Below are 14399 nucleotides of genomic sequence, written 5' to 3'. Positions count from 1 at the left end.
GAAAAAAACGTCTGTAAGGAATACATAGAAAAATTAAGAATCCGATGTGCTGGCAGTCAGATGGCGGTCAAAATGTTAAGCGGCGGCAATCAGCAGAAAGTGGTTCTTGGAAGATGCCTTGCATCACATCCGGATATCTTGCTTCTGGATGAGCCTACAAGAGGTGTGGATGTAGGTGCGAAGGCTGAAATATACAAAATTATCAACGATCTGGCAACAGCAGGGCTGTCCATTATCGTAGTATCCTCTGAAATGACGGAACTTCTGGGGATTTCCGACAGGATACTTGTTATGCATGAAGGATATCTGTCAGGTGAACTTATGAGAGATGAAGCAACAGAAGAAAACATCATGCATATGGCAATTTCACACGATCAGACTGCAAAAGCGTAATACACATTGTTATACGGATGGAGAGAAAAAATGGATAAAAAGAACAGTATAAAACACAAAATTATTACTTCAAAATATTTTGAACTGTCAGGACTGATCCTTTTGATCATTACTGTATTCCTGCATTGTGCAGGCGAAAAGTGGGAATTTTCTTACAACAGGAAATATCCATAATGTACTGAAAGAGATTGTTGTTTACGGTATTCTGTCATGTGCTTTGGCATTTCCGCTGATCAATGGAACTTTTGACCTTTCAATTGAGTCCATTGCAGCTCTGGGTGGTACATGCTGTGGACTTTTAGTAAAGGATGGGCTATATGGACTGAAAACAAACCTTCCAGTGGCAATCCTTATTTCCGTAATCATTTGCTGCGTAGTAGGTGCGGTAAACGGACTTTTGGTAGCGTTTACATCTATTGATCCGTTTATTGTCACGCTTGGTTCGCAGGTGGCGGTACGAGGCCTGGTATATATTGTGGGCAACAACACAGCAGTTACAGGTCTTCCAGATTCCTTTAAAGCTTTAAGTAATAAACCGATTCTGGGTGTGTCCATGTCTATTTGGATCATGATCCTTGTATTTGTATTTATGGCAATTGTTCTTGGGAAAACTGCATACGGAAGGAAGGTATATGCTATCGGTGGTAATTATCAGGCTGCTTTCATTTCCGGTATTAATGTAAAAGGCGTTCGCTTCTCTACATATATTATCTCTGGTGGTTTGTCTGCTATTGCAGGTATTCTGTCCACAGCAAGAGTGGCATCTGCAACACCAAATGCAGCAAGCGGATATGCAACCATTGCCATTTCAGCCTGTGCAATGGGTGGTGTTGCCTTAAGTGGAGGAAAAGGTTTGACTATCGGCGTTTTCCTTGGATCACTTCTGATGGGAATGATTACCAATGGAATGAATCTTATGTATATCGGTTCTAACTGGCAGTATGTGGTTCGTGGAGCACTGATGGTAGTTGCAGTATTCTATTCACAGTGGTTTAACAACTTTTCTTATAAGCTGGCAAATAAAAAATAAGCGAAATCTATAATTTGTTATGTAAATATCCTGCTGTCATATTTTTACGGCCGAAAAATATGACAACAGGGAAAATAAAATATTTAAAAGAAAGGTAGAAAATATTATGAAGAAAAAAATGGTATGTACAATGCTGGCAGCTGCAATGGCAATGGCAACAATCGGTGCACCTTTATCTGCATCTGCAGCAGATGAGGAAAAGGTCATTGGTGTAGTTGTATGGGATATGGCACAGTCATTTGAGGCATCTCTGGCAGAAATCGCCGAGAAAGAGATTGAAGCAAGAGGCTGGAAATGTGTACTTATGGACCCGAGTGGGGATTGGGCAAAAATGTACACAGATATCAATGACCTTGTAACTCAGGGAGTTGACGGAATTATTTATACTGCCATTGATACAGAAGGTGCAAATGATGCAGTAGACTTGGCTCACGAAGCAGGAATCCCTATTATCGACTTTGACTGCCTGGCATCCGAAGGAGGTGCTGATGCATCTGTAAGATATGATGATTATGCAGGTGGCCAGATGGCAGCAGAACAGTGTATGGAAGCCCTTGATGGAAAGGAAGACGCACAGGTTGTTGTGTTTGAAGAGGAGCCGTCCATTGCGTCCAGTGGACTTCGAGTGAATGGTTTTGTGGACTGGATGAATGAGAACTATCCAAATGTGGAGATCATCAAGAATCGCTCCACAGACAGAACAACTGATGGATGTTATGCATGGGCAACTGATATGATCACTGCTTATCCGGATGCAGATGCGTTCTTCCTGTACTGGAATGAGTGTGCAATGGGAACCTATCATGCACTTCAGGATGCAGGAAAAACAGATGTTTATGTTATTGGATATGATGCTACAGATGAGCAGAAACAGGTTATGATTGATGGCGGTGAGGACAGCAAGCTGTATGCAAGTCCTGGAATGTCTCCTGTAAAAATGGGTGTAAAATGCGTAGAGTTTATGGAGCAGATTTTTGATGGAAGCTATACAAGAAGCGGCCCGGATGATATCTATGAAATGACACCAGAGCTTCTTACCGTTCATAATGCAGAAACCTTTGATATCAATGCTATGGATGAAGAAACAGAAGAAACAGAAGATACAGATGCTGCAGAAGATACAGAAACGGAAGAAGCAGCAGAGGATGGACAGGAATAATTAATAAAAATCCGGCGGATAGTTTTTATAAAAACTACCGCCGGTGTAAACAAGAAACAGGAGGATGACAATATGTACATAGATTCTCATATGCACTTAATCAATACAAAATGTTTTGACAGACCAACTTATGATCGGCTTGGCCAGTCAATTCCAAAAGATACGGATATTAATCAGTTAGTAGAATGGATGAAGGCGGCTGGGATCGAACACTGCGTATGCATGGGACAGGATATGCATAAAGTATGGAATTCCGAATTTGGAGAAATTGCGGTGGAGGATGCTTTTGCAAAATATCCGGATTTCTTTGTTCCGTTTTGTAGTGTGGAGCCCATTGATGAGGCTGGAAGATTTAACCAGAAGAATTTCGATTACATGGTAGATAAGCTGAATAATAAAGGATACAGGGGCGTGCTTTTTACTCCACCTTATGGACAGTTTAGTTCCAATGATCCGGTTATGTTCCCGTTCTATGAAGCTATTGACAAGGCTGGGGCAGTATGCCAGTATCACCATTCTGCAGCCGGTGGGCCTACTGTTCTTGCACATACAAAATATGCTAAAATGGAAAATCTGAACGATGTAACTTTCCATTTTCCACATATGAAAAAAGTGGTAGAACATATCGGATATCCATTTAGCGAATATCTTTTTACAATGATGGTAAATGATGAAAACCTGTGGACAGATCTGGCTATGCTTTACAAGAGGCCTTTATGGATGACCTGGAATATGGTGCTTGCAAAAGAAATCGGCGTGCTTGATAGAGTGATGTTTGCAACAGACTTTGTGGCAGCAAATAATGATCTGTTCGGACCGGATCCTACAAAGGATATCCTTGGATGGATCGACCTGGTGCAGAACGGAATGAACAAGATCTGCAAACAGTCTGGATGGCCTACATTTACAGAAAAAGAGATCATGGGTATTCTCCATGACAATGCAGCCAGACTTTATAACCTGTAAAGGAAGTTGAAAACGTGAAAATATTATTTGGAGTTGATGTTGGCGGAACAGATATTAAGCTGGGTGCCTTTGACTGGAAAAGCCAGAAGCTTTTAAAAAAATGGAATATAAAAACGAATCTTTCTGATGACGGAAAGAGAATCATTCCGGATGTGGCGAAAGAAATACAGGGGTATCTCAGCTTACATGGACTGGATGAATCAGATGTATATGGCATAGGAATGGGGATCCCCGGGACCTGTAGATAAAGATGGGAATGTGGAAGTGTGTGTGAATCTGTTCTGGAGAAATTTTAATCCTGCAGAAGAAATGAAAAAGTTTTTTCCAAAAGCTTACATCCAGGCTGGAAATGATGCCAATGTGGCAGCACTTGGAGAATTTGTGCAGGGAGCAGGCAGAAAATATAAGACGATGATGCTGATCACTTTGGGAACTGGAGTGGGCGGTGGAATCATACTGAATGGCAACATTGTGCTAGGGTCTTCGGGACTTGCGGGGAAATCGGACATATTGCTGTGGGTCCGAAGGATTCAGGAAACTGCAATTGCGGAAATTGCGGATGTGTGGATCAATTTGCACCGGCTACCGGGATCGTACGGAGAATGAAGAAAATACTGGCTGAAAATGAAGGCGTATCCCAACTGCGGGAAATGCAGGATTTTACTGCAAAAGATGTGTGTGACCAGGCAAAACAAGGAGATCCGCTTGCTATTGAGTGTGTGGAGTTTTGTATGGGTGTGCTGGGTCGGGCTATGGCTATGTTTGCCCATGCTTTTGATCCGGAAGTGTTTGTGATCGGTGGAGGTGTGTCTAATGCAGGAAGCTTGATCACGGATGCAATTTACAAAGAATATAAAAAGAACTTTTTCCTGACAGACAAAAAGAATAATATTATTCTGGCAGAGTTGGGAAACGATGCCGGGATAATCGGAGCGTCAGCATTGGTGTCAGAGGAGGGAAAATTTGGATATATTATATAATAAAGTAGAAAAACCCAGGATTCATCAGGATTACAGGCCTGTGAATCTTACCAGGGAGACTATGGAGGAGCATTACCGGAATGTTCTTGCCGGTATGAAAGAGCAGAATTTAGATGTGCTTATGATTTATGCTGATCGTGAGCATGGGGCTAATTTTGCATATCTGACAGGTTTTGAACCAAGGTTTGAAGAAGCTGTACTGGTTTTACACGCAGATGGAAGAGTGTGTTTTCTGCTGGGAAATGAAAATCTGAAAATGAGCCAATATAGTTTTATACAGGGAACGGTCCTTCATACACCTTATTTTTCTCTACCTTATCAGCCTATGAATCCTCAGAACCGGATCCGTGACATCCTGAATGAAGCAGGTTTGAAAGACGGAATGAAGGTTGGTTGTGTCGGATGGAAGCTGTTTACAAGTGCAGTTGAGGACAACCGATATCTGATTGATATTCCGGAATTTATAGCTGCTGCCGTTAAAGATATCAATAAGAATGGACAGACAATCAATGCATCCGGTATTTTTTTAGATGCAGAGAAAGGCTTGAGACACATAAAAAATGCCAATGAGATTGCACATTATGAAGCAGCATCAGGGCTTGCATCTGCCTGTGTGTATAAGGCACTGGAAGCATTAAAGCCTGGTAAAACTGAAATGGAACTGGCAGGTGAGATGAATCCTATGGGACAGCCTACATCAGTTACAACAATTGTTGCTACAGGTGATCGTTTTACAGATGCAGTCGTATTTCCGAGAAATAAGGAAGTACAAGTGGGGGATCGTTTTTCTGCTACTTTGGGACTGCGTGGAGGTTTAACTTCCAGGGCAGCTTATGTGGTAGAGGAGGAATCTCAGCTTCCAGAAGCGGAGAGAGATTATCTGAAAAAGGTTGCTGTTCCCTACTATAAAGCAGCTGTGACTTGGTATGAAACCGTGGGTGAAGGTGTCAGATGTGAAGATATTTATCAGGCTGTTGATGAAGTCCTTCCAAAAGAGATATTCCACTGGACACTGAATCCGGGTCATTTTACAGATAACGAGGAATGGTCGGCATCGCCGATTTATCCAGGAAGTCCGGTAATCCTGAAAAGTGGGATGATGCTTCAGATGGATATTATTCCTGCTGTTCCAGGATATGCAGGCATTGGTGCTGAAGATGGGATTGTACTGATTGATGAAAAACTGGCAGGACAGCTTCAAAGAGAGTATCCTCGTACATGGGAACGGATGCAGGAAAGACGGGATTACATGATCCGTGTATTAGGAATACACCTGAGAGATGGAGTGTATCCTATGAGTGATCTTTGCGGGTATTTGAGACCTTTCCTTCTGGAAAAAGACAAAGCGTTTACCGTATTAAAAGAAGAAGCATGAATATAGCGAAAAGAAAGGGGACTTTGCAGGTCCTCTTCTTTTTTTACAAAATGATTGACGGAGAAACATATTTTCATTATCATTAAGGAAGATTCATATGAAAGACGATTTGTGAAAAAATGTATCATAAAAGGGTACCAAAGACCATGGAGGCTGTGTGAAATGCAAAAAGAGTACAAGACCGTATATGCTGGCGGTGAAGGAGAGATTATCGAAAAGAAATCCCGGTTTATTGCGACTGTGCGGCCGGTGGAAAGCGAAGAAGAGGCACTTGCCTTCATAGAGGAAATGCGTAAAAAATACTGGGATGCAAGACATAACTGCTATGTGTATTCTGTTGGGATGAACCGGGAAGCTACCAGATGCAGTGATGATGGGGAACCATCTGGTACAGCAGGAAGACCCATGCTGGATGTGATTCTTGGACAGGATATTTATAATGTGGCAGTGGTTGTTACCAGATACTTTGGAGGTGTACTTCTTGGAACTGGCGGGCTGGTGAGAGCCTACTCTTCTGCAGTGCAGACAGGGCTTGCGGCCAGTACGGTGATCACGAAAAAACTGGGGATTTCCCTGAGAGTAGAAACGGATTATTCCGGGGATCGGCAAGATCCAGTATATTGCAGGGGAAAACGGCCTGCCTATTCTGGATTCAGAATATACGGATAAAGTAATTCTCCACCTGCTGGTACCGGAAGACCAGGTACAGCAAGTGGAGAAGCGTATTACGGAAGGCACAAGCGGACGTGCTTCCATGGAAAAGATAAAAGATGTTTATTTTGCTGATGTAAATGGAGAAACAAAAATCTGGGAATGCTGATCATCTGATCAGCATTTTTCTGGCTCCGGATATTCCACGCCAAAGGTCTCTACAGTCATGGAGTGGATCTGCTGTTCATCCAACGGTCTGTCACTATAATCAGTTTCTTCTTCAGCGATACGGTTTACTACTTCCATGCCTTCTATTACTTTACCGAAAGCTGCATAGCTTCCATCAAGATGCGGGGCGTTCTTATGCATGATGAAGAACTGGCTGCCTGCAGAATCAGGATGCATGGCGCGAGCCATGGAAAGAACACCGGCAGTATGCTTCAGATCATTGGCAAAGCCATTCTGTGCAAATTCCCCCTTGATGCTGTAACCGGGGCCGCCCATGCCGGTTCCATCCGGGCATCCGCCCTGGATCATGAAACCGTAGATCACACGGTGAAAGATTAGTCCGTCATAGAAGCCTTTTTTGACAAGACTGATAAAGTTATTCAGCTGTCTTGGGAGCAATCTCCGGATAAAGCTCTGCTTTTATCACATCTTGGTTTTCCATGGTAATGGTTACGATTGGGTTTGTCATATTGAAATCTCCTTTATAAGTATTGTAAATCCTTAATTGTTTTATTATAATATCCAGAGAATGAATGTGCAAGAAAAGAAAAGGTGGTTACTAAAAGAAATGATTATAGAGACCAATTCAGCCGAAGAAACTTTCGCCCTGGGAAAAACTCTTGGTGAAAAGGCATCCCCAGGTCAGATTTATACCCTGGATGGTGATCTGGGCACAGGAAAGACCGTGTTTACCCAGGGGGTTGCAGCAGGACTTGGAATCACAGAAGCGATCAGCAGTCCTACATTTACCATTATACAGGAATATGATACAGGCAGGCTTCCGTTATACCATTTTGATGTATATCGTATCGGAGATATTGAAGAAATGGAAGAAATCGGGTATGACGATTACTTTTTCGGAGAAGGGATCTGCCTGATCGAGTGGGCAGATCTGATCCGTGAGATCCTTCCGGAACATGTGATACGGATCACCATAGAAAAAGACCTGGAGAAAGGTTTTGATTACCGGAAGATTACGATAGGAGAATAAAAATGAGAATTTTAGCATTAGACAGCTCAGGAATAGTAGCAACTGTAGCGATTGTGGAGGATGATAATCTTCTGGCAGAATATACAGTGAATTATAAAAAAACCCATTCCCAGACTTTGCTTCCCATGCTGGACGAGATCGTAAAGATGACAGAGTTTGATCTGAATACGTTAGATGCAGTGGCAGTAGCAGCAGGCCCAGGGTCTTTTTCCAGGACTTCGTATCGGGTCAGCTACAGCAAAGGGGCTTAGGGCCTGCTCTTGACAAACCGCTGATCCCGGGACCTACACTGGAAGCATTGGCATATAATCTTTATGATGTGTCCGGGCTTGTCTGCCCTATTATGGATGCCAGGAGAGGTCGAGGTGTATACAGGGATTTACAGATTTAAGGACCACAGGCTGGTACAGGTAGAAGGACAGATGGCTGTGCCTATCCAGGATCTGATTGCTATTTTGAACCGGCTGGAAGAACCGGTGACTTTCCTGGGAGATGGAGTGCCAGTGTTTGGGGAAACGATCCGGGCGAGCTGAAGGTGCCATTTTCTTTCGCACCGGCACATGTGAATAAACAAAGAGCTGCTGCTGTGGCTGCCCTGGGAGAGGTTTATTATAAAGACGGCAGGATCCAGACTGCAATGGAGCATATTCCGGAATACCTAGGCTTTCTCAGGCTGAGAGGGAGACGGACCAGAGGGAGGGAAAAGCATGATCCTTAGGGAAATGCTGGTAGAAGACCTGGATCAGGTCATGGAGATAGAGAAAGATCTTTTTTCTGTTCCCTGGACAAAGGAAGGTTTCCTTACTTTTGTACTTAAGGACAATGCTATGTTTCTGGTAGTAGAGGATAAGGGAGAGATCGTTGGGTACTGTGGGCTTCTGATGGTTCTTGACAAAGGTGACATTACGAATGTTGCAATCAAAAGAACCCCGCAGAAAGAAGGAATTGGCGGGTTTCTTATGCAAAGTTTAATCAGACTTGCCGGTGAGAGGGGGATTACCACCATTCATCTTGAAGTCCGCACGGGAAATTCTGGGGCTATTCGTCTTTATGAACGCTCCGGATTTACCAGAGATGGGATCCGTAAAGGTTACTACTCTGATCCTGTGGAGGATGCGCTTCTTATGACGTATCGCCAGAATTGAATATGCAAGGCTTTCAAAGAGCAGTCCGCAGGATGTGATCAGGCTGATCAGTAAGCCGGCTCTTTTACCGGGTGCATGGAATTTTAATTGGATTTCATGTGCCCCTTTTTTTAACGGAAATCCTGCAAATGCTTTGTTTACAGTCTGTACTGGAATTTCTTTACCATCTATAAATGCCTGATATCCTTTGGCATAGGCAAAGGAAGTGACAAAATATCCATCCTGATCCATGGAAATGGTGCCTTTCAATAATTCACTGCCCTTGGTGCCTTGATTGTGGAAAGTGACGATTCCAGGATGATGAAATGTGGATAATGGCAAAGTATAGGCAGCAATATTGGTTATTTTATAATTTCCTTTTGAAAATACCAGATCCAGATCAGCAAGTCCTTTTTCGGAAGAAAGCATATAGGTAAAGGTATTGTTTTGGTTGGGGTAGGGTGCATTGCTTCCGGAAAGACAGTTCTTAATTCCGTTTATGGAAACAGAAATATCTGAAGCCCCATCGTAAACTACATCAAAGGAAACCAACAACAGTTGTGATGCGGAAATATTTTTTGGAAAGTTTTCGGGTAATGGACATCTGTTTCTTTGTGTTTTTTCTGGCAAAAAAGTTTTCTGGCAGAGCGTAAGGCTTCATCTGGGACTGATAGGCAGAACTAATTGATAATCCGGAATCAGATACAGAACTGTCTGATGACCTGGAACCGGATACAGAACTGTCTGATGACCTGGAACCGGATACAGAACTGTCTGATGACACTGAATCAGGTACAATCGTACGGTTGACAAGAGTATCCAGATTCTGGGGATAGGTCAGTTGGTCAAAGGAAGCTTCGCTCATAAGAGAAGTGCTTCCATAAGCCATAGGAAGTACCTGATCATTTTCAGCCAGAACATGGCCATTTTTCTCGGCCTTTATCCGGTATCCGGCAGGCAGCTGTTCTTTGGTTGTCTGGATATAACGGACGCCCATCAGATATTCTTGAAAAGGATTGCTGTGCATGGTGACTGCAACCCGGTTGCGGTTACTAATGGAGTTACGGAGAGTATCATAATAAAATTGATTGTAGGTACTGTTGGATACGGAAGAGTAGATGCTGCTCCTGTTCTGGGTGCCCCATACCATATAATTGCTGTTAGTGTATGGACGCTCCAAAGTGTCCATCCTTGCCTGTGAATCCTTGCAAAGCTTCAAGATCTGGCTGTCAGAAAAAGTATTTCTGGAGTCATCTGCGGCAGAAACATATTCTTCCGTTCCGGATTTATTCAGATAAATCTTGGCTGGCAGCACCAGGATCAGGAGAAAAGCCAGTCCCTGTGCCAGAAGCTTTCTTTTTTTATAAATTGATCCGGAAGCAGAAAATAAAACCAGACATACCCCATCTAAAGCCATCAGGATCTTGAACTGGTTATCATGGGAAACAAAAAGGATCTGTACGATAACCGGAATCAGACAGCATAGTGCAAGGGGAAGACTGTGCCGGATTCGCCTGGTTTTTAATTCTTCCAGTGTAAGTGCTGTCAGGTAAAGGATCAGCGGCATGAATGGGATCAGGCTTTTGGGACGTACATATAAGGTTCCGTTCAGGATCCAGTAAAAAATATTAAAAAACAAAAAGCACAGTAAAATGCAGGCAAAGGATCGGGTTGATTTTCGACGGATGCTTAATAAAACTGCGTAAAGGCAGATCAGGGTAAGCCCGCATCCATACACACTGTAAAGAAGACTGTCCATTGTTGGGTTGACAGTAAGGATCTTGTACAAAGGAGTAGGAGCTACATCTTTTTTATTTTCCAGGATGGCAAGTCCGGTGGGCAGCAGAACTGCCATGGACAGACAGACTGCAGCTGCAGTACTGAGAATATAGCCGGACCACAGTTTTATAAAACGTCCGGGAACTTTGCTGTAAACCTTGTACAGGCTTTGGGTAGAGAACCAGTAATACAGAGTACAGGATGCAAAGCAGGCAGGGAAAAAGTAAAAGCTATGGAACAAAATCATCAGGTAAGAAAAAACGATGCCCATATTTGTCCGTGGCTTTTGCGGAAAATTATTAATCATGGATTCAGCTTGCTGGTCAATGGCAATCAGCGTCAGGATCACAAAAGGCAGGTAGTTTACAAACATGATCTGTCTGTGAGCCTGAAACAGACAGTTTGCACAAAGGTAAAGGAAGCCTGCGCAAAAACAGGCTGTGTCTGTAAGCCCCTTTTTGTAAAGCCAGTAATATAGGAGAAAAATCCCTAGGAAAATCTCAAAAACTGCATATCCCTGGATGATGGCAGCAACGGATATACCAGGTAGAAAATAAGATAAAAGTACATCCGGCCGGAGCATCCCATAGTAGGACAGGGCAAAAAAGTTGGTACCTCCTCCAAGACCAGAGAAATCGGGAAGAAGCTGCCCGGTGGCATAAAAGTGCTTACGCATATAATCTGCAAGAGTAACATGCTGGCAATACCAGTCTGTCTGGGAGCCGTACATGCTGCCGGATGGAAGTGTAAGGAGAATCAGCAGTGAAGCTGCGCCAAAAAGAAAGAGAATGCACAGCAGACTGCGTCTGGTAAGTTTTGGTTTCTGATTCAAATTCATAATGTTCCTTTCCTGTCTGACGAATCTTATATCGACCGTGCAGATTTTACATCAAAAACAGAAGTAAGGCAATCACTTTTGAAATTTCTTTAAAAACAGAAGTAAGGCAATCGCTTTTGAAATTTCTTTTTTGACTTGCATTCTATAATAAACGTAAGAGATGAAAATATACATTAAAATAACATAAAAAATTCTTAAGAATATGAAAAGAAAAGCGGAATGTATTCCAAACAGGTTTTTACTTGTTTTAGAATCTGGATTGTGATACACTTTTTCACAGAAAAAAGTAAAGAGGAATAAGAAATATATGTTAGATATTTGTCTTGTTGGAACCGGCGGCATGATGCCTTTGCCCAGAAGATGGCTTACAGCACTTATGACCCGGTATAATGGCAGCAGCCTTTTGATTGACTGCGGCGAAGGTACACAGGTGGCCATCAAGGAAAAAGGATGGAGCTTTAAGCCTATAGATGTGATTTGTTTTACCCACTACCATGGAGATCATATCAGTGGTCTTCCGGGTCTTGCTTCTTACCATGGGAAATGCAGACCGTACAGAGCCATTGACCCTGATTGGACCCAGAGGGCTGGAACGAGTAGTGAATGCCCTGCGTGTGATTGCACCGGAACTTCCTTTTGAGATTCGATTTATGGAGATCACAGGTGCAGAGCAGATTTTTGAAATTAATGGATATCGCATCACTGCATTTAAAGTTAATCACAATGTACTTTGTTATGGATATACCCTGGAAATCTTAAGACAGGGCAGATTTTCGCCGGAAAGAGCCAGAAGCCAGGGGATTCCCCTGAAATTCTGGAATCCATTACAAAAAGGTATGACAATGGAAGAAGGCGGAGTAGTATATACTCCAGATATGGTTTTGGGACCGGACAGAAAAGGATTAAAAGTTACTTATACAACAGACACCCGGCCTACAGAGTCAATTTTGAAAAATGCAGAAGGTTCTGATCTTTTTATCTGTGAAGGAATGTATGGTGAAGAAGATAAGGTGGAAAAAGCCAAAGGATATAAGCATATGACATTTAAGGAAGCAGCTGTCCTGGCCAGGGATGCAAAAGTAGAGCAGATGTGGCTCACTCATTACAGCCCTTCCCTGATCCGTCCGGATGATTACATGGATAAAGTCAGAGAAATATTCCCAAATGCCTGGCCTGGCAAAGATGGGAAGAGTCTGGAATTAAAATTTGAAGAGGAAGACGAAAAAAATGAAAGATAATTTGATCCTAGCGATAGAAAGTTCCTGCGACGAGACAGCGGCATCGGTTGTAAAAAACGGCAGAACCATTTTGTCAAATGTTATCTCATCACAGATTGAGCTTCACAAATTATATGGTGGTGTTGTACCGGAGATTGCATCCAGAAAGCATATTGAGAAGATTAATCAGGTTGTGGAACAGGCACTTTCAGATGCAGGAGTAACATTAGATGATCTGGATGCTATAGGTGTTACCTATGGCCCTGGCTTAGTGGGGGCACTTCTGGTTGGGGTTGCAGAGGCAAAGGCCATTGCTTATGCCAAAAAGCTTCCATTGGTAGGCGTGCACCATATTGAAGGGCATGTGTCTGCTAATTATATTGAACATCCGGATCTTGAACCACCTTTTTTATGTCTGATCGTTTCCGGCGGGCATACCCATCTGGTGATCGTAGAAGATTATGGGAAATTCCGTATTCTTGGAAGGACAAGGGACGATGCAGCCGGAGAAGCTTTTGATAAGGTTGCAAGGGCTATTGGACTTGGATATCCGGGAGGACCAAAGATTGATAAGCTTTCAGATGAAGGTAATCCGGATGCTATTGTATTTCCAAAAGCCAAAATCGAAGATTGTCCCTATGATTTCAGTTTCAGTGGTGTTAAGTCAGCAGTACTAAATTATTTGAATGGCGCAAAAATGAAAGGGGAAGAAGTAAACCGGGCAGACATTGCTGCATCTTTCCAGAAAGCAGTAGTGGATGTACTGGTAGAACATACCATGCAGGCTGCAAAGGATTTCCATATGGATAAAGTGGCTATTGCAGGAGGAGTTGCTTCTAATAAGCATCTTCGTGAAGCCATGGAAAAGGCATGCAAAGAGAATGGCTTCCGCTTTTACCGTCCGTCTCCTATCTTTTGTACAGACAATGGGGCAATGATCGGGGTGGCTGCCTATTATGAATTTATGAAGGGAACAAGACATGGGTGGGATCTGAATGCAGTTCCTAACCTGAAATTGGGAGAGCGTTGAAATGAGTGAGAAATGTACTGCAATTGTTCTCGGCGGCAGGGCAAGGAAAAAGAATGCACAGTAAAATACAGAAACAGTTTCTGGAAATACAAGGATATCCGGTGCTGTATTATTCCCTGCATTGCTTTCAGGAAAGCAGTATGATTCAGGATATTATTCTGGTAACAAGTGAGGATGTTATTTCCTATTGTAAAGAGCAGATTGTGGATAAGTACGCATTTTCAAAAGTTACCAGGATTATTGCAAGTGGGAAAGAACGGTATGATTCTGTCATGTGCAGGATTACTGGCTTGTGATAATCCGGATTATGTATTTATACATGATGGAGCCAGGCCGTTTATTAATGAAGAGATTCTAAGAAGAGGGCTTTTGGCTGTACAACAAACAGGGGCATGTGTAATTGGCATGCCTTCCAAAGATACCATAAAGATTGCGGATCCTCAGGGGAATGTACTTGAGACGCCAGACAGAAATTGTGTGTGGACGATCCAAACACCGCAGATTTTTTCTTATGATTTGATCTGCAGGGCACATGAAAGTATCCGAAAGAAGGATATGAGTAAGGTGACGGATGATGCTATGGTTGTGGAGCAGGAGACGGGAGTGAAAGTGCGGTTGGCACAGGGCTCATATCGGAA

General features: G+C 42.9%; 12 protein-coding genes and 6 pseudogenes. 15 read left to right on the top strand and 3 right to left on the bottom strand.

The genetic code is table 11. The annotated features are described in order from the left end of the window. From R1Y93_RS08360 to R1Y93_RS08325, 8 genes and pseudogenes are all read left to right on the top strand, one after another. Positions 1-393: ATP-binding cassette domain-containing protein (locus tag R1Y93_RS08360; protein ID WP_500822455.1), on the top strand; the 393-nt coding region annotated here is incomplete at its 5' end. Between the two features lie 127 nt (positions 394-520). Further along, complete coding sequence (locus R1Y93_RS08355; protein WP_500822454.1) at positions 521-1423, top strand: ABC transporter permease; 903 nt, start codon at positions 521-523, stop codon at positions 1421-1423. Between the two features lie 106 nt (positions 1424-1529). Beyond that, positions 1530-2582, top strand: coding sequence for a sugar ABC transporter substrate-binding protein (locus tag R1Y93_RS08350; protein ID WP_500822452.1), 1053 nt, complete (start codon positions 1530-1532; stop codon positions 2580-2582). Positions 2583-2654: 72 nt separating this feature from the next. Next, on the top strand, positions 2655-3548 hold the full coding sequence (locus R1Y93_RS08345; protein WP_500822451.1) for an amidohydrolase family protein: 894 nt from the start codon (positions 2655-2657) through the stop codon (positions 3546-3548). 14 nt (positions 3549-3562) lie between these two features. Continuing rightward, positions 3563-3796, top strand: a complete 234-nt coding sequence (locus R1Y93_RS08340; protein WP_500822449.1) for a hypothetical protein — start codon at positions 3563-3565, stop codon at positions 3794-3796. A gap of 10 nt (positions 3797-3806) precedes the next feature. Continuing rightward, positions 3807-4528 (top strand): annotated as a pseudogene (locus tag R1Y93_RS08335) (ROK family protein). After that, positions 4512-5903, top strand: coding sequence for a M24 family metallopeptidase (locus tag R1Y93_RS08330; protein WP_500822448.1), 1392 nt, complete (start codon positions 4512-4514; stop codon positions 5901-5903). Before R1Y93_RS08335 ends, R1Y93_RS08330 begins: the two are co-directional and overlap by 17 nt. Positions 5904-6065: 162 nt before the next feature. Beyond that, a pseudogene (locus R1Y93_RS08325) lies at positions 6066-6723 on the top strand (YigZ family protein). Positions 6724-6731: 8 nt separating this feature from the next. Here the strand turns inward: R1Y93_RS08325 and R1Y93_RS08320 are convergent. Continuing rightward, a pseudogene (locus R1Y93_RS08320) lies at positions 6732-7251 on the bottom strand (peptidylprolyl isomerase). Between the two features lie 99 nt (positions 7252-7350). Between R1Y93_RS08320 and tsaE the strand changes: the two are divergent. From tsaE to rimI, 3 genes and pseudogenes are all read left to right on the top strand, one after another. Then, entirely contained in the window at positions 7351-7773 is a 423-nt protein-coding gene (tsaE, locus tag R1Y93_RS08315) for a tRNA (adenosine(37)-N6)-threonylcarbamoyltransferase complex ATPase subunit type 1 TsaE (protein ID WP_500822446.1), read from the top strand. A gap of 2 nt (positions 7774-7775) precedes the next feature. Beyond that, positions 7776-8484: pseudogene (tsaB, locus tag R1Y93_RS08310) on the top strand (tRNA (adenosine(37)-N6)-threonylcarbamoyltransferase complex dimerization subunit type 1 TsaB). Then, positions 8481-8918 (top strand): ribosomal protein S18-alanine N-acetyltransferase, encoded by a 438-nt coding sequence (rimI, locus tag R1Y93_RS08305; protein WP_500822445.1) that lies wholly within the window; start codon positions 8481-8483, stop codon positions 8916-8918. Before tsaB ends, rimI begins: the two are co-directional and overlap by 4 nt. A 102-nt stretch (positions 8919-9020) precedes the next feature. Here rimI and R1Y93_RS08300 read toward each other — a convergent pair. Together R1Y93_RS08300 and R1Y93_RS08295 are read right to left on the bottom strand one after the other, a co-directional pair. Then, a pseudogene (locus tag R1Y93_RS08300) lies at positions 9021-9449 on the bottom strand (YfhO family protein); the annotation flags it as partial. Continuing rightward, positions 9436-11514, bottom strand: coding sequence for a hypothetical protein (locus tag R1Y93_RS08295; RefSeq protein ID WP_500822444.1), 2079 nt, complete (start codon positions 11512-11514; stop codon positions 9436-9438). The gene R1Y93_RS08295 and the pseudogene R1Y93_RS08300, both read right to left, overlap by 14 nt. 307 nt (positions 11515-11821) lie before the next feature. Here R1Y93_RS08295 and R1Y93_RS08290 point away from each other — a divergent pair. From R1Y93_RS08290 to R1Y93_RS08275, 4 genes and pseudogenes are all read left to right on the top strand, one after another. Beyond that, positions 11822-12752, top strand: a pseudogene (locus tag R1Y93_RS08290) (ribonuclease Z). After that, positions 12742-13761, top strand: coding sequence for a tRNA (adenosine(37)-N6)-threonylcarbamoyltransferase complex transferase subunit TsaD (gene tsaD / locus R1Y93_RS08285; RefSeq protein ID WP_158422311.1), 1020 nt, complete (start codon positions 12742-12744; stop codon positions 13759-13761). Before R1Y93_RS08290 ends, tsaD begins: the two are co-directional and overlap by 11 nt. Before the next feature lie 53 nt (positions 13762-13814). Further along, positions 13815-14057, top strand: a complete 243-nt coding sequence (locus R1Y93_RS08280) for an IspD/TarI family cytidylyltransferase (RefSeq protein WP_500822442.1) — start codon at positions 13815-13817, stop codon at positions 14055-14057. After that, the coding region (locus tag R1Y93_RS08275; protein ID WP_500822440.1) for an IspD/TarI family cytidylyltransferase at positions 14023-14399 on the top strand (377 nt) is incomplete at its 3' end. The genes R1Y93_RS08280 and R1Y93_RS08275, both read left to right, overlap by 35 nt.

This window comes from Blautia sp. HA3515 (assembly GCF_059933065.1).
The sequence above is the reverse complement of the archived record's forward strand: the minus strand, read 5'-3'. Positions and strand labels throughout refer to the sequence as shown.